This window comes from Cobetia sp. Ld8, assembly GCF_045066615.1.
GTDB classification, from domain to species: domain Bacteria; phylum Pseudomonadota; class Gammaproteobacteria; order Pseudomonadales; family Halomonadaceae; genus Cobetia; species Cobetia amphilecti.
In genome coordinates this window covers 696,021-713,640 of sequence record NZ_JBISHF010000008.1, presented here as the reverse complement: position 1 = coordinate 713,640, position 17,620 = coordinate 696,021, and the positions used below count along the sequence as shown (strand labels likewise).

At 64.3% G+C, this 17,620-nt stretch carries 16 protein-coding genes; 7 read left to right on the top strand and 9 right to left on the bottom strand.

The window, feature by feature from the left end:
• Positions 1 to 97: 97 nt before the first annotated feature.
• Together ACJJV2_RS14025 and ggt are read right to left on the bottom strand one after the other, a co-directional pair.
• On the bottom strand, positions 98 to 1,381 hold the full coding sequence (locus tag ACJJV2_RS14025; RefSeq protein ID WP_405281782.1) for an MFS transporter: 1,284 nt from the start codon (positions 1,379 to 1,381) through the stop codon (positions 98 to 100).
• Between the two features lie 165 nt (positions 1,382 to 1,546).
• A complete protein-coding gene (gene ggt / locus ACJJV2_RS14020) occupies positions 1,547 to 3,307 on the bottom strand; it encodes a gamma-glutamyltransferase (protein WP_405281779.1) in 1,761 nt (586 codons plus the stop codon).
• A gap of 353 nt (positions 3,308 to 3,660) precedes the next feature.
• Here ggt and rpe point away from each other — a divergent pair, with 353 nt between their 5' ends.
• Together rpe and ACJJV2_RS14010 are read left to right on the top strand one after the other, a co-directional pair.
• Positions 3,661 to 4,368, top strand: coding sequence for a ribulose-phosphate 3-epimerase (gene rpe / locus ACJJV2_RS14015; RefSeq protein ID WP_285461933.1), 708 nt, complete (start codon positions 3,661 to 3,663; stop codon positions 4,366 to 4,368).
• Between the two features lie 4 nt (positions 4,369 to 4,372).
• Complete coding sequence (locus ACJJV2_RS14010; RefSeq protein WP_405281775.1) at positions 4,373 to 4,714, top strand: GIY-YIG nuclease family protein; 342 nt, start codon at positions 4,373 to 4,375, stop codon at positions 4,712 to 4,714.
• A 100-nt stretch (positions 4,715 to 4,814) separates the two neighbouring features.
• Here ACJJV2_RS14010 and ACJJV2_RS14005 read toward each other — a convergent pair whose 3' ends face one another.
• The gene (locus ACJJV2_RS14005) at positions 4,815 to 6,116 is read right to left on the bottom strand and encodes an NAD(P)/FAD-dependent oxidoreductase (protein WP_405281772.1); all 1,302 of its coding nucleotides are present in this window, start codon (positions 6,114 to 6,116) and stop codon (positions 4,815 to 4,817) included.
• A 251-nt stretch (positions 6,117 to 6,367) separates the two neighbouring features.
• Here ACJJV2_RS14005 and ACJJV2_RS14000 point away from each other — a divergent pair, with 251 nt between their 5' ends.
• From ACJJV2_RS14000 to trpC, 5 genes are all read left to right on the top strand, one after another.
• Positions 6,368 to 7,072 (top strand): phosphoglycolate phosphatase, encoded by a 705-nt coding sequence (locus tag ACJJV2_RS14000; RefSeq protein ID WP_043335263.1) that lies wholly within the window; start codon positions 6,368 to 6,370, stop codon positions 7,070 to 7,072.
• A 187-nt stretch (positions 7,073 to 7,259) separates the two neighbouring features.
• The gene (gene trpE, locus ACJJV2_RS13995; protein WP_043335326.1) at positions 7,260 to 8,747 is read left to right on the top strand and encodes an anthranilate synthase component I; all 1,488 of its coding nucleotides are present in this window, start codon (positions 7,260 to 7,262) and stop codon (positions 8,745 to 8,747) included.
• Between the two features lie 322 nt (positions 8,748 to 9,069).
• The gene (locus ACJJV2_RS13990) at positions 9,070 to 9,705 is read left to right on the top strand and encodes an aminodeoxychorismate/anthranilate synthase component II (protein ID WP_107336649.1); all 636 of its coding nucleotides are present in this window, start codon (positions 9,070 to 9,072) and stop codon (positions 9,703 to 9,705) included.
• Positions 9,706 to 9,782: 77 nt separating this feature from the next.
• A complete protein-coding gene (gene trpD / locus ACJJV2_RS13985; RefSeq protein WP_405281768.1) occupies positions 9,783 to 10,829 on the top strand; it encodes an anthranilate phosphoribosyltransferase in 1,047 nt (348 codons plus the stop codon).
• On the top strand, positions 10,829 to 11,653 hold the full coding sequence (trpC, locus tag ACJJV2_RS13980; protein WP_405281765.1) for an indole-3-glycerol phosphate synthase TrpC: 825 nt from the start codon (positions 10,829 to 10,831) through the stop codon (positions 11,651 to 11,653). Before trpD ends, trpC begins: the two co-directional genes overlap by 1 nt.
• A gap of 128 nt (positions 11,654 to 11,781) precedes the next feature.
• Here trpC and ACJJV2_RS13975 read toward each other — a convergent pair whose 3' ends face one another.
• The 6 genes from ACJJV2_RS13975 to ugpA all read right to left on the bottom strand — a co-directional run bounded on the left by ACJJV2_RS13975 (position 11,782) and on the right by ugpA (position 17,482).
• Positions 11,782 to 12,600: an HAD-IIB family hydrolase gene (locus ACJJV2_RS13975; protein ID WP_107335461.1), complete on the bottom strand. Its 819-nt coding sequence runs from the start codon at positions 12,598 to 12,600 to the stop codon at positions 11,782 to 11,784.
• Positions 12,601 to 12,705: 105 nt separating this feature from the next.
• Positions 12,706 to 13,527, bottom strand: a complete 822-nt coding sequence (locus tag ACJJV2_RS13970; RefSeq protein WP_405281762.1) for a DeoR/GlpR family DNA-binding transcription regulator — start codon at positions 13,525 to 13,527, stop codon at positions 12,706 to 12,708.
• The gene (locus ACJJV2_RS13965) at positions 13,524 to 14,351 is read right to left on the bottom strand and encodes a glycerophosphoryl diester phosphodiesterase (protein ID WP_225347577.1); all 828 of its coding nucleotides are present in this window, start codon (positions 14,349 to 14,351) and stop codon (positions 13,524 to 13,526) included. Before ACJJV2_RS13965 ends, ACJJV2_RS13970 begins: the two co-directional genes overlap by 4 nt.
• A gap of 180 nt (positions 14,352 to 14,531) precedes the next feature.
• Positions 14,532 to 15,659, bottom strand: a complete 1,128-nt coding sequence (locus ACJJV2_RS13960; RefSeq protein ID WP_405281759.1) for a sn-glycerol-3-phosphate import ATP-binding protein UgpC — start codon at positions 15,657 to 15,659, stop codon at positions 14,532 to 14,534.
• Between the two features lie 102 nt (positions 15,660 to 15,761).
• Positions 15,762 to 16,607 (bottom strand): sn-glycerol-3-phosphate ABC transporter permease UgpE, encoded by an 846-nt coding sequence (gene ugpE / locus ACJJV2_RS13955; protein WP_405281756.1) that lies wholly within the window; start codon positions 16,605 to 16,607, stop codon positions 15,762 to 15,764.
• Entirely contained in the window at positions 16,607 to 17,482 is an 876-nt protein-coding gene (ugpA, locus tag ACJJV2_RS13950; protein WP_405281753.1) for a sn-glycerol-3-phosphate ABC transporter permease UgpA, read from the bottom strand. The genes ugpE and ugpA overlap by 1 nt, the downstream gene beginning before the upstream one ends.
• Positions 17,483 to 17,620: the final 138 nt, after the last annotated feature.

The window sequence follows — 17,620 nt, the reverse complement described above, 5'->3', positions numbered from 1 at the left end:
TAGGGCCAGAATGGCGCCCGAGCGTAGTGGAAATTCAGGCTCAGGCCTGTCCTCTGCAAGCGACAGTTGGCGAGGTTCATGGCCCGTAGCCCATGGCTCATGCGCCGTCGACGCGCCTGCTCAAGGCCAGCAGGCCCAGCAGCGGGCCGGGCAGCAAGGCCAGCAGCAGCAGGCTGCCGTGGCCGGCGATCAGCGGCGTGAGCAAGGCGATCGAGACCAGCGACAGGCTGAAGCCGAAGGCATTCATCATCGCCAGGGCGCTTGCCTGCAGCTCGACCGGGGTGCCGCCCGCGGCGAGCGCCGAGAACTGCGGCGAGTCGATCACGGCCAGAAGGCTCCACAGCGCCAGCAGTGCCAGCAGCACGCCGTAACCGGCCTCAAGCTGCGTGGCGGCGACGAAGACCAACGTCAGCGTCACCGAGCCGGCGAGCCCGAGACGCGCCACCCACAGACTGCCGCGACTGCGCGATAGCCAGCCCCCGATGACGCAGCCGGGCGCGCCGATGGCGATCACCAGGAAGCTATGCCAGGCCAGGGTGGCAGGAGAGAGCGTCACGCCTGTCGCGCTGGCCATCTGGGTCAGCAGCAGAGGCGTCAGCGCCCACAGGGTGTACAGCTCCCACATGTGGCCGAAGTAGCCCAGTGCGCCGCGTACGAAGCCGGGATATTTCCAGGCCGCCAGTCCCCGAGTGGCGCGGGCCAGAAAGGTGTTGCGGCCGTCTTTCGCCGCTGTTGCATGGCGGGGCGCCGAGGTGGCTTTCGCCGCCGGCGGTGCCAGCAAGGCGACCAGACCGGCACCGACGATGGCCAGCAGCGAGGCAGTGCTGATGGCTGCGCCCCATGGCAGCTGCATGCCTTCGCCCTGTTGCAGTGCGGCCAGCGCATGCGGCAGCCCGGTGCCAAGCACCAGCATGCCGACCAGCCAGGCGAGTGCGGCACCGGCACGGTCCGGTGCGGTCTGCACCATCAGCTTCAAGCCGATGGGGTAGATGCCGGCCAGTGCCAGCCCCGTCAGCACGCGCAAGCCTGAGGCGCTCAGCAGTCCCGGCGCGACCAACAGCGCCAGATTGGTCAGCGCGCCCAGCACGCAGGAAGCCATGAACAGATGGCGCGCCGCGAAACGGTCCGCCAGGCCGGCAAGCCCCAGCCCCAGGGTGCCGACGATGAAGCCGCCCTGCACCGAGGAGGTCAGCTGGCCGAGTGCCGCGGCGCTATCGCCGGCGAAGCCCCAGCTCGCTAGCATCGGCGTGAGGACTGCATTGGGGGTGAACCACAGGCTGGTGCCGAACAGCTGCGCCAGGGCGATCAAGGCGACCGGATAGCGGTTGGCCCATTGCCGCCAGCCAGAGATGGACGGCGTGAGTGACTTGGTTGAGGACACGAGGGCACCTTGTAGGGCTGATGGCGTGATGGCGCAGCAAGACGCGAACGGGCGACACCGAAGTGTCGCCCGTCACAGATAGCCCGCCCCATCAATGGGGTCAAGGCGTCATTGATGGGGTAGCTCGGTGATGCGGTGCAGAGGCTACCCCGTCGCAGCCGTCGTCTACAGCCCCATGGCCGAAGAGGTGGAGCGACGTGGGTCAGCACCGCCGTAGAAGGTGCCGTCGTCGATCATGATCGACTGGATAGCACCCATGGCGTCCTTGGTCACCACCTTGTGGCCCATCGCCTCGAGCAGGCGGATGGTGTCCTGGCTGATGCCCGCCTCGATGCGAATTTCGTCCGGCAGCCACTGGTGGTGGATGCGCGGTGCGCTGACCGCCGACTGGATGTTCATGCCGTGGTCGATCACGTTCATGATCACCTGTAGCGTGGTGGTGATGATGCGCGAGCCGCCGGGGCTACCGGTGACGAGGAAGTTCTTGCCATCCTTCATCACGATGGTCGGGCTCATGGAGGACAGCATGCGCTTGTTCGGCTCGATCTTGTTGGCGACGCCGCCGATCAGGCCATAGGCATTCGGCACGCCCGGCTTGGCCGAGAAGTCATCCATCTCGTTGTTGAGCAGGAAACCTGCGCCATCGACCACGATGCCGGAGCCATAGCTGAAGTTGATGGTGTAGGTATTGGAGACGGCCAGACCATTGCCATCGGCAATCGAGAAGTGGGTGGTCTGGTTCGACTCATAAGGCTGCGGCTTGCCGGGCTTGACCTCACTGGAGGGCGTGGCCTTGTCTAGCTCGAACTGGGCGCGCAATTCCTTGGCGTAGTCCTTGGAGATGATGCCCGACAGCGGCACATCGACGAAGTCGGTATCCCCCAGATACTCGGAGCGGTCGGCGTAGGCGCGGCGCATCGCTTCCGCCATCACATGGATGGTGGCGGCGGAATTGAAGCCCATCGCCTGGATGTCATCGCCTTCGAGCATGTTGAGAATCTCGACGATGTGCGCGCCGCCGGAGGAGGGCGGGCTCATCGAGAAGATGTCATAGCCACGATAGGTGCCGTGGACCGGTTCGCGGATGGCCGGCTCGTAGGCCTTCAGATCATCCAGCGTCATGATGCCGTCGTGGCGCTCCATCTCGGCGACGATCAGTCGGGCGGTCTCGCCCTCGTAGAACTCGCGCGGACCATTGGCGGCGATGCGCTTGAGGGTCGCGGCCAGTTCCGGCTGCTTGAACAGCTCACCGGCTTGATAGTTGCTGCCGTCAGGCTTGTAGAACACCTTGGCGGTGCTGTCCCACTTGGCCAGGCGGTCCTTGGCATCGCTCAAGCCCTTGGCGAAGCGCGTCGGAATCACGAAGCCGTCTTCGGCCAGCTTGATCGCCGGGGCGAGGGCCTGCTCGAGACTCAGGGTGCCGTAGTCTTCCAGCGCCTTGGCAAGGCCAGCGACGGTGCCGGGCACGCCTGCCGCACGGTGGGTGAAGCGTGACCACTCGGAGACCGCCTCGCCATTCTCGTCCTGGAACATCGTCTCGCTGGCCGCCGCCGGGGCCTTCTCGCGGTAGTCGATGGCCACTACTTCGCCGGTCTTCTCATCCGACACCAGCATGAAGCCGCCGCCACCGATGTTGCCGGAGCGCGGCTGGGTGACGGCCAGCGCGAAGCCTGCCACCACGGCGGCGTCGACGGCGTTGCCGCCATCGGCCAGCACATCGCGTGCGACCTGAGAGGCCAGATAGTGGCTGGTCGCGACCATGCCGTGCTGGCCTTCCTGGGGGTGGAAGCGCTCGCCTTCCAGAATCGCGGAAGACTCGGCGAAGGCGGCGGGAATCGCCGTCGGCAGCAGGCCGGCCAGCGGCAACAGTGCGGCGGCGGCCAGCGCCTTGAGATGTCTGCGGTTTGCGAGAGAGGTGTCGAACATGAGAGGTGTCGGTTCCTGTTATCGTTATAAGAGATGCGACATGACGCGTGCAGTGCGAGGAACATGCGCAGAAGGCCAGCGAGCTGCTCACTGGGCCGAGAGAACAGCTTAACTATCAGTTGCTAATGCACCAATTTCAACTTTGCACGGCAATATTCTTGTTGGTGTCTGATCTGGAAGGGTAATGAGGGCTTGGTGTGAGGGCGGCTTGAGGGTGCGAGTCGCAGTGGAGTGCCTGGCGTGGGCCGCCGGCGACGGATCGGCAGGCTGGCCGTGCACATTCACACAGCGCCTGTCTTTTGTGAGAGGGTGGCGTAAAATGCCCCTTCCACTTCTCGCTGGCGCCTGATGACATGTCTGAACTATTGCCGAATGACTTCAAGATTGCCCCGTCGATCCTGTCCGCTGACTTCGCCCGCCTGGGGCAGGAGGTCGAGGATGTGCTGGCCTCCGGGGCCGATATCGTCCACTTCGACGTGATGGACAATCATTACGTGCCCAACCTGACCATCGGGCCGATGGTGTGCAAGGCGCTGCGTGACTACGGCATCAGCGCCGAGATCGATGCCCACCTGATGGTCACGCCGGTCGACCGCATGATCGGTGACTTCGCCGAGGCCGGTGCCAGCTACATCACCTTCCATCCGGAAGCCTCCGACCACGTCGATCGCTCGCTGCAGCTGATTCGTGATGCGGGCTGCAAGTCCGGTCTGGTATTCAATCCGGCCACGCCGCTGTCCTATCTCGACTACGTGATGGACAAGGTCGACATGATCCTGTTGATGAGCGTCAACCCGGGCTTCGGCGGCCAGTCGTTCATCCCCGGTACCCTCGACAAGCTGCGTGAAGCGCGTCGTCGCATCGATGCCTCCGGCTACAACATCCGTCTCGAGATCGATGGTGGCGTCAAGGTCGACAACATCGCCGAGATCGCGCGTGCCGGTGCCGACACCTTCGTGGCCGGTTCCGCCATCTTCAATGCGTGCAGCGACAGCGATGCCAACCGCTACGACAGCGTATTGGCGAAGCTGCGTGCCGAGCTTGCCAGCGTGCGCAGCTGATCGCGTGACGGATGACAGCGCGCGAGCTGGCGAGGCAGTCGACGGCTCGGCTCACATTGCGGCGCTCAGCGAGTGGTCGCTGTATGTGCTCGAGACGGCCCAGGGGCGCCTCTACACCGGTATCAGTACCGATGTGGCGCGCCGCCTGAGCGAACATGAGGGCGGCAAGCGCGGTGCGCGAGCGCTGCGCGGCAAGGGGCCGCTGACGCTGTGTTATCAACAGGTGGTCGGCGATCGTTCGCGGGCGCTCAAGCTCGAGTATCGCGTCAAGCAGTTGAGTGTGGCGGCCAAGCGTCGCTTGATCGCCGGTGAGATGACACTGGACAGCCTGCTCGGCGAGACCTGACGGTCTGCTTGATTGAATGCGTGAAATGAAAACGCCCCCGACGGAATCCGTCGGGGGCGTTTTGTTGACTGGCGACCCTGCCGGGCAGGCAGGCTCAGTCTCAGTGCAGTTTCATCTTCGGGCGCAGGTAGCGGTTCAGGCCATCGACCACCACCGTCATGCCGGTCTTGACCACGCCGTGGATCGCCATCTGGTGCATGCGATACAGCGAGGCGTAGAAGAACTTGGCCAGGCGACCTTCGATGAACAGCGAACGCGCCGAGGCACCGCGCATCAGCGAGCCGACGGCGTCGAAGTGTGCCAGCGAGATCAGCGAGCCGTGGTCCTTGAACACGAAGTCCTTGAGCGGCTTGTTGGCCATCGCGGCACGCAGATTCTTGGCCATCAGGCTGGCCTGCTGGTGAGCGGCCTGGGCACGCGGCGGGACGCGCTTGTCATCCGGCTGCGGGCAGCTGGCGCAGTCACCGAGGGCAAAGATGAACTCATCATCGATGCTCTGCATGGTCTGGTGCACCTTGACCTGATGGTTGCGCTCGGTGGACAGACCCAGCTCGGACAGGAAGGCGGGCGCACGGATACCGGCGGCCCACACGCTCAGGTCGGCTTCGATCAGGGTGCCATCGGCAGTGGTGATGCCGCGTGAATCGGCGCAGGTCACTCGGGTATCGACGTGGATATCGACGCCCAGCTTGGTCAGCTCCTTGGCGACCGGCTTGCCGATGCGTTCCGGCAGGGCGGGCAGGATGCGCGGTGCGGCCTCGATCAGGTGGACCTTGACCTGGCGGTCTTCCAGCGAGGAGAAGCCGTAGCTGTGCAGCATCTTGGAGGCATCGAACAGCTCGGCGGAGAGCTCGACCCCGGTAGCGCCGGCACCGATGATGGCGACGTTGAGCTGCTGGCGCTCACATTCCTCGCCGTTGGCGCTGAAGCGCAGGAAGGTGTCGAGCATGTCGCGGCGGAATTTCTCGGCCTGCTGCGGGCTATCCAGGAAGTGACAATGCTCGGCGACGCCTTCGGTGCCGAAATCATTGGATACGCTGCCCAGTGACAGTACCAGATAGTCATAGCTTAGCTGGCGGGCGGGCAGCAGCACGTTGCCCTTGGCGTCATGGATGGCGGCCAGGGTCAGCTGCTTCTCTTCACGCTCCAGGCTTTCCAGGGTGCCGCGCTGGAACTTGTAGCCGTGGGCCTTGGAATGGCCCTGGTAGGAGACTTCATCGAGACCGGAATCCAGCACGCCGGTGGCCACTTCGTGCAGCAGCGGCTTCCAGATGTGCGTGGAATTGCGGTCGATCAGAATGATCTCGGCTTTCTTCTTGCGGCCCAGCTTGTGGCCCAGTTTGGTGACGAGTTCCAGACCGCCGGCGCCTCCGCCAACGACTACGATGCGGGGAATGGCCATTGAGTGCTCCTCAGTGACAAGATTGATGGGAAGGTGTGAAAAGTGTCGGCCGGCTATCGAGTCAGAACATGCAAGGCCCGGAGTCGATAACTGGCGTCGCGATACCGCTATGATAACAAGATAATGAGCGTGCTAAATAGTGCTGCATGCGCGAGATGTCGTTATTTTACGTATATTCGCCATGAGCACGCGAGAACTCGTCGTTGCGCTTTTGGCACCTACACGAATTCTGTCGCTGAAAAGGAGCAAGGATGCACGATCATCCCACATTCACAGGTCCGGTACATCCGTCGCTCAGGGCGATCGAGATGGTCGCCTTCGACCTCGATGGCACCCTGATCGACTCGGTGCCGGACCTCGCCCATGCGATCGACTGCATGCTTGAGCAAGAGGGGCTGGCGGCGCTGGGCGAGGCGCGGGTACGCGACTTTGTCGGCAATGGGTCGCGGGTACTGGTGGAGCGCGCCCTGGCAGCTCATGGCCTGGCGACCGATGACCTGGCGCGGGTCGAGCAGGCGCATCAGAGCTTCTTGGCACATTACGCCGCCGACCCCAGCTCGCGTACGCGACTCTATCCCGGGGTGCGGGAATGCCTGGAGGGTCTGCGCCAGGCCGGGATCCCGCTGGTGCTGATCACCAACAAGCCGGAAGCCTTCATCGAGCCGCTGCTTTCGCACTTCGCGCTGAGCGAGCATTTCGCGCTGGCGCTGGGCGGCGATAGCCTGCCGACGCGCAAGCCGGACCCCGCGCCCCTGCTGTTCGCCGCCGAGCGGCTGGGAGTGTTGCCGCGTCAGGCCTTGATGGTCGGTGACTCGCGTCACGATATCGCGGCAGGCCGCGCCGCCGGTTTTCGCACCCTGGCGGTACCTTACGGCTACAACCATGGCGAGCCGATCTCGCGCAGCCACCCGGACTACCTCGTCGACTCACTCGCCGAGCTGGTCGTGGCTGGCTGAATGACGCTGATTGATGGGAATTGACAGAGCGAGGCTGGTGTCCAGCTCGGGCGCACAGTGAGGCATGAGATGGCAGAACTTGCCTCCACCAGCGCTGCCGCCAGCGACCCGCGATGATAGACTGAGTCCCAGACAAGCCGGCTTCGTGTCGGCAACGCACCCTCCGTGGAAGGAACTGCAGGTCATGATGACCCCACAACACTTCGCTGAACTGGCCGAAGCCGGTTACAACCGCATTCCCGTCACCCGTGACGTGCTGGCGGATCTCGACACGCCACTGTCTACCTATCTCAAGCTGGCCGACATGCCGTGGACCTTCCTGCTGGAGTCCGTGCAGGGCGGAGAGAAGTGGGGGCGCTACTCCATCATCGGCCTGCCGTGTCGTGAGCGCATCGAGGTGCGTGGTCAGGTGGTCTCGCATCTGATCAATGGCGAGCAGACCGGCATGACCGAGGTCGAGGACCCCCTCGATTGGATCGAGCAGTTCCAGACCCGCTTCCGTGTGCCGGTCATCGACGGTGCGCCGCGCTTCAATGGCGGTCTGGTCGGCTACTTCGGCTATGACACCGTGCGTTATATCGAACCGCGCCTGCGCGGCGTCGAGAAGCCGGACCCGCTGGGCGTGCCGGACATCCTGCTGATGGTCGCCGACGAGCTGGTGATCTTCGACAACCTGTCCGGGCGTCTGACGCTGTTGACCCACGCCGACCCGGCAACGCCCAACGCCTACGAGGCCGCCTGCGAGCGTCTCGAACGCCTCGAGATCCAGCTGCGCAGCGCGACGCTGAATACCGTCAGCCCCGGCACCGGCGGCGAGCCGGTCAAGGAGACCGACTTCACCTCCGGCTTCACCGAGGAAGGCTTCAAGGGCGCAGTGGAGAAGATCAAGGAATACGTGCTGGCCGGTGATGTCATGCAGTGCGTGCCGTCGCAGCGCATGTCGATCCCCTATCGCGCCGCGCCGCTGGATCTCTACCGTGCACTGCGCAGCCTGAATCCCTCGCCGTACATGTTCTTCTTCAATCTGGATGACCACCACGTCATCGGCTCGTCGCCGGAGATTCTCTCGCGTCTCGAGGATGGCGAGGTCGCGGTGCGCCCGATCGCCGGTACCCGCGTGCGCGGCGCCACCGAAGAGGAAGACCTGGCGCTGGAGAAGGACCTGCTGTCAGACCCCAAGGAAGTCGCCGAGCACCTGATGCTGATCGACCTGGGTCGCAACGACGCCGGTCGCATCAGCCAGACCGGCAGCGTCAAGGTGACGGACCAGATGGTGGTGGAGCGCTATTCCCACGTCATGCACATCGTCTCCAACGTCACCGGCAAGCTGAAGGAAGGCCTGGGGCCGATGGACGTGCTGCGGGCCACCTTCCCGGCCGGCACCCTGTCCGGCGCGCCGAAGATTCGCGCGATGGAGATCATCGATGAGGTGGAGCCGGTCAAGCGCGGCATCTATTCCGGCGCGGTGGGCTATCTCTCCTGGCACGGCAACATGGATACCGCCATCGCGATCCGCACCGCGGTGCTCAAGGACAAGGTGCTGCACGTCCAGGCCGGCGCCGGCATCGTGGCCGATTCCGTGCCGCAGTCCGAGTGGGACGAGACCCTCAACAAGGGGCGTGCACTGTTCCGTGCCGTGGCGATGGCGGAGCGCGGTCTGGACAATCTGGACTGATCGGCGCGCCACGCATTTCAGGAGTGACTCGCCACTGTTCGCGGGTCACTCCCTGCAACGGCGCATGTGATTGACACTCCTGGCAGCTCAACGCACTATTGACCCATGACGCTACGTAACCCGCACGACCTCAGCCAGCAGTGGTGGCGCTCCTGACAAGGGGGCGGCTTTCGCATGTCTGAAGTTCGAGGACGTACGACCAGAAGAATGCCGCCGACCAGGGCGGCATTTTTGTTGCTGGACAGCGGGAACGACACCACAGGAGAGCGGGCAGGCCGGTCAATCACGGCGCATGATCCGCTCCCGAGAATGGACACTGACCATGCAGACATTCACTTCGCAGGACGCCAGCACGCCACGCGTGCTGATGATCGACAACTTTGACAGCTTCACCTACAACATCGTCCAGTATCTGAGTGAGCTGGGCGCGGAAGTGCTGACCGTGCGCAATGACGCCATCACGCTCGAGCAGATCGAGGCGCTCGGCGCGTCACATCTGGTGCTGGGCCCGGGCCCGTGTACGCCCAACGAGGCCGGCATCACGCTGGAAACCATTCGCCACTTCGCCGGCAAGCTGCCGATTCTGGGCGTGTGTCTCGGTCACCAGGCCATCGGTCAGGTCTACGGTGGCAAGGTGGTACGTGCGCCCCAGGTGATGCATGGCAAGACCTCCGCCGTGCGTCACGACAACAGCGGTGTCTTCGCTGCGCTGGCCGAGCCGCTGGAAGTCACGCGCTATCACTCGCTGGTGGTCGATCGTGAGAGCCTGCCCGAGTGTCTGATCGTCACCAGCTGGACGGATGATGACGATGTCACGCCGCAGTTGATCATGGGCCTGCGCCATCGCGAGTTGGATGTCGAAGGCGTCCAGTTCCACCCTGAGTCGATCCTGACATTGCAGGGTCATGAGCTTCTGGCTAACTTCCTGCGTCGCGGCGAGGCTGCGAAAGCCGCCTGAGCGGGCCGTGATCGCAAGAGTCACATCCTATTTTTTCATGCGTCAGCCGCCGAGGCTGGCGCCTGCGGAGACACAACATGCAGATGCGTGAGGCGATTGGCGCCGTGATGCGCCGCCAGCACCTGAGCTACGACGACACTCATGCGGTCATGACGGCCATCATGACCGGCGAGGCGACCCAGGCGCAGATCGGGGCCTTGCTGATGGCGCTGTCGATGAAGGGCGAGACCGTCGATGAGCTGGCCGCCGCCGCCCAGGTGATGCGTGAGCTGATGACGCGCGTCACGGTGCGTGCCACCGATGCGGTGGATATCGTCGGCACCGGCGGTGATGGTGCCAACCTGTTCAATGTCTCCACGGCGGCAAGTTTCGTGGTGGCGGCCGCCGGTGGCCATGTGGCCAAGCATGGCAACCGCAGTGTGTCGTCATCGTCCGGCAGTGCCGACCTGCTTGAGTCGGCCGGCATCAATCTGGCGCTGGATGCCAAGCAGGTCGCACGCTGCATCGATGATATCGGGGTCGGCTTCATGTTCGCGCCCAACCATCACGCCGCCATGAAGCACGTGATCGGCCCGCGTCGCGAGATGGGCGTGCGTACCATGTTCAACATCCTCGGTCCGCTGACCAATCCGGCCGGCGCCACCCGTCAGGTGCTGGGGGTCTATGACCCAGCACTGGTACCGCTGATGGCCGAGGTGCTCAAGCGTCTCGGGGCCGAGCATGTGCTGGTGGTGCACAGCGATGATGGTCTGGACGAGATCTCGCTGGCGGCACCGACGCTGGTCAATGAACTCAAGGATGGCGAGATCCGCGAATACCGCATCGCGCCGGAAGACTTCGGCATCGCGCGCCAGTCGCTGGAAAGTCTGGCGGTGGAGACCTCGGACGCCAGCCTCAAGCTGGTGCAGCAGGCGCTGCGCGGTGATGAAGGCCCGGCCAGTGACATCGTGGCACTCAATGCCGGCGCGGCCCTTTACGTGGCGGGCATCGCGGACAGTCTCAAGGAGGGTGTCAGCATTGCCGAGGACGTGCAGGCCAGCAAGCTGCCGTTCGAGAAGATGAAGGAATTGGCGGATTTCACCCGTGTCTACGCCCAGGTCAATGATGAAGGAGCGACCCGCTGATGAGCACCGAGCAGACGACTGACAAGGCATTGCCGACCATCCTGGCCAGGATTCTGGCGCGCAAGGAAGAAGAGATCGCCGAGCGCAGCGCCGCGGTGAGCGAGGCGGACCTGCAGACCCTGATCGAGAAACAGAGCGCGCCGCGCGGCTTCATCGAGGCGCTGACGTCGCGCATCGACCGTGGCGAGCCGGCCATCATCGCCGAGGTGAAGAAGGCGTCCCCTTCCAAGGGCGTGATCCGTGAAGACTTCGTGCCCGCCGAGATCGCCGTGGCCTACGAGCAGGCCGGCGCCGCCTGCCTGTCGGTGCTCACCGATGCCGACTTCTTCCAGGGGCATGAGGACTTCATGATCGAGGCGCGCGACGCCGTCTCGATTCCGGTGATTCGCAAGGACTTCATCATCCATCCGTATCAGGTGCTGGAAGCGCGTGCCATCGGCGCCGACTGCATCCTGTTGATCGTCGCGGCGCTGGACGATGCGCGCCTGAGCGCTCTGTATCGTCAGGCGCGTGAGCTGGGCATGGATGTGCTGGTCGAGGTGCATGACGGCGAAGAGCTCAAGCGTGCACTGGCGCTGGGCATCGAACTGGTCGGCATCAACAACCGTGACCTGCGCACCTTCGAGACGTCGCTTGAGACGACGCTGGACCTGCTGGCCGACATGCCGCAGGGCGTGCGTGTGGTCACCGAATCTGGCATCCATACCCGTGACGACGTGGCGAAGATGCGCGACGCTGGCGTCCACGGCTTCCTGGTGGGAGAGGCCTTCATGCGCTTTGATGATCCGGGTGAAGGTCTGCGGGGATTGTTCTTCGTGGATTGATGATCGATTATTAGTGTTATTTGTTATCTTTTGAATAACAAAAGCCCGCATGGCAATGCCGTGCGGGCTTTTTCATGCCTGTCTGCTGACTTCTGTCCAAAGGCCTGTGGCCGCCATCAGTCACAGGGTCAGGCGTCTGTCTTGACGCTCTCGACTCCCTTGCGTGCCGTGAGCAGAGCCTCGGCGATTTCCTCGACCCCGGCGCCATGACTGTGGCGCGTCACCCAGCTGGGCTCCCAGCCCAGTGCCGCGCGGTGCTGGATGATGTTGGCCACGCCCACGGTATGGCGGAAGGTGGCGAACATCGGCGCATCATTGGGCGCATCGCCGACGTACATCACCTCCTGCTCCAGCTGCATGCGGTCCAGGCCGAAGGTCTCGGTGAGGACCCGCACCGCCATGCGCGCCTTGTCGAACTCGCCTTGCCACGCATTGATGTGGATGGAGCTGGCGCGCGCCTGAATACCGGCAGCCGTGAAGCCGGCGATGATGGCGCGAATCTCGCTCTGGGCCAGCGGGCCGACCGCCTGACAGTGGTCCACCGCGACATCGGCGAAGCGGAAGGGCTGGTCCTGGGCCAGTGCTGCGCGCGGATGATTGAGCAGCAGCTGGCGAGCGACGGTCATGACGTGGCGCTGGCGAGCGCGCAGGCGCTGTTCGTCTTCCCACCAGGTGGTGAGGATGCGCTGCCCCTGGCGGCGGAAGGCAAAGGCGCCGTTTTCACCGATCACGCTGGCGACCGGCCAGGCGCGTGCGATGTGATCGCACCAGCCCGCACAGCCGCCCGTGACGGGGATGACCTTGATGCCGGCGGCATCCAGACGCTCCAGCGCCGCCAGCGTCGATGCCGCGAGACGCCCTTCATGGGTGAGGGTGTCATCGATATCGGTCAACAGATACCGGATACCCGACAGGGTGCTGGCAGGACAGTGGGCGAAGGCTTGCATGGTGATTCCAGAAATCCTCAGAAGGTAAGCGGGAGCGCGGCTGTCATCAGTCGCGTGTCCCTTCAGTATCGTCGATGCGTGCCGGCTTGCGCGACGCGCCTCGGTTCAGGCAGTGAAGCGCACCGATAGGCTCTGCTGGCTGGCAGCCTCCAGCGCGCTGCGATAATCGGGCTGATGGGGCAGCTCATCGGTGACCAGCAGGTCGATCTCCTCGAGCGGGGCGATGCGGCACATGGCGGCGCGCCCCCATTTGCTGGCGTCGGCGACCAGGATCCGGCGCTGGGCGTGATGGACCAGCGCACGGCTGACCGCGGCTTCTTCCGGGTCGAAGTCGAGCAGCCCACCGGCATCGAGACCGCTACAGCCGAGGACCGCGATATCGACCTGATGACGCGCGAAGAAGGCCACGGTGGCGCTGCCGACCACGTCGAGATCCTGCGGGCGCAGTTGTCCTTCCGCCAACTGGACGGCGACATCCGGATGGGTCGAGAGCGCCTGCGCCACCTGCAGATTGTTGGTGATCACGCGCAGGCCGCGCCGGGCAAGCAAGGCTTCGGCGACCGCCACCACGCTGGTGCCGATGCCCAGCGCCAGGGTGGCGCCATCGGGAATCTCGGCGACCACGCTGGCGGCCATGGCCTGCTTGGCAGTGCGCGCCAGCATGATGCGCTGGGAATGTCCCAGGTTGTAGCCGCCCGGTGGACGCTCGATGCCGCCGTGGCGCCGACGCGCCAGCCCCCGCTCACACAGCACGCCAAGATCACGCCGGATGGTCTGGGGCGTGACGTCGAAGGCGTGGGCCAGCGGGTCGACGGCCAGCTGGCCCTCGCGGGCCAGTCGCTCGAGAATCTGTTGCTGGCGCGGCGTCAGTGCATCATTGCTTGCGTGTTCAACGCTGCGACTGTCGCGCTCGATGCCCGGGGTCATGTCTGGGGTAGCCCTTGCGTGGTGGTGTCGTGCGGTAGAGTGGGCTCGCGATCCTCCTCGCTGAAGATGGCCGGGTCATCGCTGATGACGGCATCCACACCCCAGGCCCAGCGCGGTGCAAAGGCGGCTGCATCGTTGGGCGTATAGCAGAGCAGCTTGTGGCCACGGCTGGTGATGTCACTGGCCGCGGCGCGCGTCAGGGCGCGCCAATCGGCATGCACGGAACTTGCGTTCAGCTCATCGGCCAGGCTCTGCCAGTCATCGGGGATGTCATCGTAGAGCAGGCCGATATGCACCTGCGGGTCGCGTTGACGCGTCAGGCGCAGCGCCTGGGGATCAAACGACGAGATGATCAGGTGTGAGGCGGGCAGGTGGGCGCTGGCCATCGGGATGGCGGCATCGACCAGCGCCTGGGCATCGTGGCCAGGGCTGAGCTTGAGCTCCAGATTCAGGCGCATGTCCAGGCGTGCGATCAGCTCCAGCGCCTGCTTGAGCGAGGCCATGCGCTCACCGGCAAAGCACGCATTGAACCAGCTGCCGACATCGAAGGTCTGCACGCTGTCCCAATCCAGATTCTTGAGCTTGCCACGCCCATCCGAGCAGCGATTCACGCCGGCATCATGCCAGATGACCGGCGTGCCATCGCCCAGCAACTGCACGTCCAGCTCCACCCATTGAAAGCCTGCCTCATGCGCCGCCTGAATGGCGGCCAGGGTGTTTTCCGGCGCATAGGCCGACAGGCCGCGATGTGCGATCGCCAGGGGCAGGGACAGGACGCTGTCAGTTGAATGTGATGCGTCGGCTGAATGTGACGATGAAACCATGGTGAATCCTCACAGAAAGAATGGCATGTCTGCCCGCCACGCAGCTGTGGCGCTGATCGGTCGAGGCGGATCACTGATGCCCAGACGCGAGACTGATCAGGGCAGGTCTCAAGCATTACCATCCAATGATGACGTTATCAGGGCAAGGGGTTCCGTCGGCCCGCGACAGGACGAAAGCGCTCATTCGATGGCCGCTGTCGCCTGCTCGCGGGTTGCCAGCCGCTTGCCGTCGGCGCCGAACAGATGGGCACGCGCCGGAAGGATGGCCAGGCGCAGCGTCTGCTCTTCCGCGACGGCGTGCTCGCCATCCAGTCTCACCACCAGCGGCTCGCTCTGGCCTTGCAGCCGGCAGTACGCCAGGGTGTCCGCGCCCAGCGGTTCGACCAGCTCGATGCGCGCCTCAAGCTCCGCGGCCCCTGCGGGCAGGGCATCGGCTGCTTCCAGCACCTGCAGGTGCTCGGGGCGAATGCCGAGGGTCAGCTCAGCGCCCGTGGCCAGGCCTTCGCCCTCACCCTCACCCTGCAGGGCAATGGTTGCGCCACACGGCAGCGCAAGGCCTGCCTCTGCCTGGGTGGCGCTCAGGAAGTTCATCGCCGGCGAGCCGATGAAGCCGGCGACGAACTGGCTGGCGGGCTGATCGTAGAGCGCCATCGGCGTGCCGAACTGCTCGACATGGCCGCCGTTCATCACCACCAGACGATCCGCCAGGGTCATGGCCTCGGTCTGATCATGGGTCACGTAGACGGAAGTGACCTTGAGGCGCTTCTGCAGGCGACGGATCTCGAGACGCATCTGCACACGCAGCTTGGCGTCCAGATTCGAGAGCGGCTCATCGAACAGGAAGACCTGCGGCTTGCGCACGATGGCGCGCCCCATGGCGACACGCTGACGCTGGCCGCCGGAGAGCTGCTTGGGGCGGCGATCGAGCAGTTCGGTCAGGCCCAGCAGCTCGGCGGCCTCGCTGACGCGCTGCTGGATCTCATCCTTGGGCGTGCGCCGGTTCCTGAGGCCGTAGGCCATGTTGTCGAACACACTCATGTGCGGGTAGAGCGCATAGTTCTGGAACACCATCGCGATGTCGCGCTCGGCGGGTTCCAGCTCATTGACGCGCTTGCCGTTGATCTCCAGATCGCCCTCGGAGATGTCCTCCAGGCCTGCCAGGGTGCGCAGCAGGGTCGACTTGCCACAGCCGGACGGGCCGACGATGACGATCAGCTCGCCTTCGCCGAAGGCCAGGTCGATGCCATGCAGGGCCTGGTAGCCGTTGGGGTACTGCTTCTTGAGCTGCTTGAGCGCCAGTGTTGCCATGAGTTGTGTATCCAGAGCGGTGGCGTGACGGGCAAGTCTGTCCATCACGGCGTAACGGAATCAGGGGGCTTGGGGCGAGGTGTCGCGGGTCGGAGCGCGAGATCACTTCTCGCTGTCCACCAGGCCCTTGATGAAGTAGCGCTGCATGAACAGGATCACCAGTACCGGCGGGCCCATGGCCAGCAGCGTGGTGGCGGTGACGTCCTGCCACGGCACCAGACCATCACCGGTGGTCAGCATGCGCTTGAGGCTGACGACGATGGTCAGATAGTCGGCATCGGTGGTGATCAACAGCGGCCACAGATACTGATTCCAGCCGTAGATGAACATGATCACGAACAGCGCCGCGATGTTGGTCTTCGACAGCGGCAGCAGGATGTCCTTGAGAAAGCGCCACGGCCCGGCGCCATCGATGCGCGCGGCCTCGACCAGTTCCGTCGGAATGGTCAGGTAGAACTGGCGCAGCAGGAAGGTCGCGGTGGCGCTGGCGATCAGCGGCAGGATCAGACCGGCGTAGCTGTCCAGCATGTTGAGGTCGGCCACCACCTTGAAGGTCGGCAGGATACGCACCTCCACCGGCAGCATCAGGGTGATGAAGATCAGCCAGAAGCACAGCTTGCGGAAGCGGAACTCGAAGAACACGATCGCGTAGGCGGCCAGCACCGAGATGATGATCTTGCCGATGGCGATGCCCAGTGCCATCAGCATCGAGTTGAACAGCAGGGTCATCACGTCGGCGCCGAGACTGCTGACCGGGTCTGCCAGCAGCTGGCGATAGTTGTCCAGGCCAGCCTCGCCGATCCAGACGGGGGCGACGTTGGAGTAGAGGTCACCCATCTCGTGGGTACTGGCGCTGAAGGCGATCCAGACCGGCAGGAAGAACAGTGCGCAGCCGACGATCAGCAGGGCATGGCTTGCGATATCAAGCCCGGGGCGGTTGTAGCGCATCAGTACTGCACCTTCTTCTCGACATACTTGAACTGGATCAGCGTCAGCACGCCGACGATGACCATCAACAGCACGGACTGGGCAGCACTCGAGCCCAGGTCCTGCCCGACGAAACCATCTTCATAGACCTTGTAGACCAGGGTGCGCGTCGAGCCGGCCGGACCGCCCTGGGTGGTGGCATCGATGGTGCCGAAGGTCTCGAAGAAGGCGTAGACCACGTTCATCACCAGCAGGAAGAAGCTGGTCGGCGAGAGCAGCGGGAAGGTGATGGTCCAGAAACGCCGCCAGGGGCCGGCGCGGTCCATCGCGGCCGCTTCCAGCAGGCTCTTGGGGATCGCCTGGAGGCCGGCGAGGAAGAACACGAAGTTGTAGCTCATCTGCTTCCAGATCGAGGCCAGCACCACCAGCAACATGGCCTGATCGCCATTGAGCTTGTGATTCCAGTCGATGCCGATGGCGGACAGCAGCTCCGGCAGAATGCCCAGCGTCGGGTCGAACAGGAACAGCCACAGCACCCCGGCCACGGCGGGCGCCACGGCGTAGGGCCAGATCAGCAGGGTCTTGTAGGCGTGTGCGCCGCGCAGCACGCGGTCCGCCAGTACGGCCAGCCCCAGCGCCAGTGCCATGGCGCCGAAGGCCACCGCAAAGGAGAAATAGGTGGTCGTCCATAGTGTCGTGAGATATTCCGGCTCGCCCAGCACGCTGACGAAGTTGCTCAGCCCGGTGAATTCCCGCGAGAGCCCGAAGGCATCCTCGACATAGAAGGCCTGTTCGATGGCCTGGTAGGCCGGCCAGAAGAAGAACACGGCCACGATCAGCAGCTGAGGCGCCAGCAGTATCCAGGGCGTGATGGGGTGTCGATTGAAATGGGCCATGCAGCAGGGGTCTCGCAAGCAAGGAGGGACTGGGTGGTTCCGTCGGTAGCACGGAGTCGGCAAGCCTCGGCCGCTCCTGCGCCATCAAGCCGTGAGAGAAGGGAAAGGACACCGGATGTCGGATGCGCTTTCCGCTCT

What these genes read in the sequence shown, in the direction of transcription:
- ggt (WP_405281779.1), bottom strand. Translation starts at nt 3,307, where the DNA reads ATGTTCGACACCTCTCTCGCAAACCGCAGACATCTCAAGGCGCTGGCC.
- rpe (WP_285461933.1), top strand. Translation starts at nt 3,661, where the DNA reads ATGTCTGAACTATTGCCGAATGACTTCAAGATTGCCCCGTCGATCCTG.
- ACJJV2_RS14005 (WP_405281772.1), bottom strand. Translation starts at nt 6,116, where the DNA reads ATGGCCATTCCCCGCATCGTAGTCGTTGGCGGAGGCGCCGGCGGTCTG.
- ACJJV2_RS14000 (WP_043335263.1), top strand. Translation starts at nt 6,368, where the DNA reads ATGCACGATCATCCCACATTCACAGGTCCGGTACATCCGTCGCTCAGG.
- trpE (WP_043335326.1), top strand. Translation starts at nt 7,260, where the DNA reads ATGACCCCACAACACTTCGCTGAACTGGCCGAAGCCGGTTACAACCGC.
- ACJJV2_RS13990 (WP_107336649.1), top strand. Translation starts at nt 9,070, where the DNA reads ATGCAGACATTCACTTCGCAGGACGCCAGCACGCCACGCGTGCTGATG.
- trpD (WP_405281768.1), top strand. Translation starts at nt 9,783, where the DNA reads ATGCAGATGCGTGAGGCGATTGGCGCCGTGATGCGCCGCCAGCACCTG.
- trpC (WP_405281765.1), top strand. Translation starts at nt 10,829, where the DNA reads ATGAGCACCGAGCAGACGACTGACAAGGCATTGCCGACCATCCTGGCC.
- ACJJV2_RS13975 (WP_107335461.1), bottom strand. Translation starts at nt 12,600, where the DNA reads ATGCAAGCCTTCGCCCACTGTCCTGCCAGCACCCTGTCGGGTATCCGG.
- ACJJV2_RS13970 (WP_405281762.1), bottom strand. Translation starts at nt 13,527, where the DNA reads ATGACCCCGGGCATCGAGCGCGACAGTCGCAGCGTTGAACACGCAAGC.
- ACJJV2_RS13965 (WP_225347577.1), bottom strand. Translation starts at nt 14,351, where the DNA reads ATGGTTTCATCGTCACATTCAGCCGACGCATCACATTCAACTGACAGC.
- ACJJV2_RS13960 (WP_405281759.1), bottom strand. Translation starts at nt 15,659, where the DNA reads ATGGCAACACTGGCGCTCAAGCAGCTCAAGAAGCAGTACCCCAACGGC.
- ugpE (WP_405281756.1), bottom strand. Translation starts at nt 16,607, where the DNA reads ATGCGCTACAACCGCCCCGGGCTTGATATCGCAAGCCATGCCCTGCTG.
- ugpA (WP_405281753.1), bottom strand. Translation starts at nt 17,482, where the DNA reads ATGGCCCATTTCAATCGACACCCCATCACGCCCTGGATACTGCTGGCG.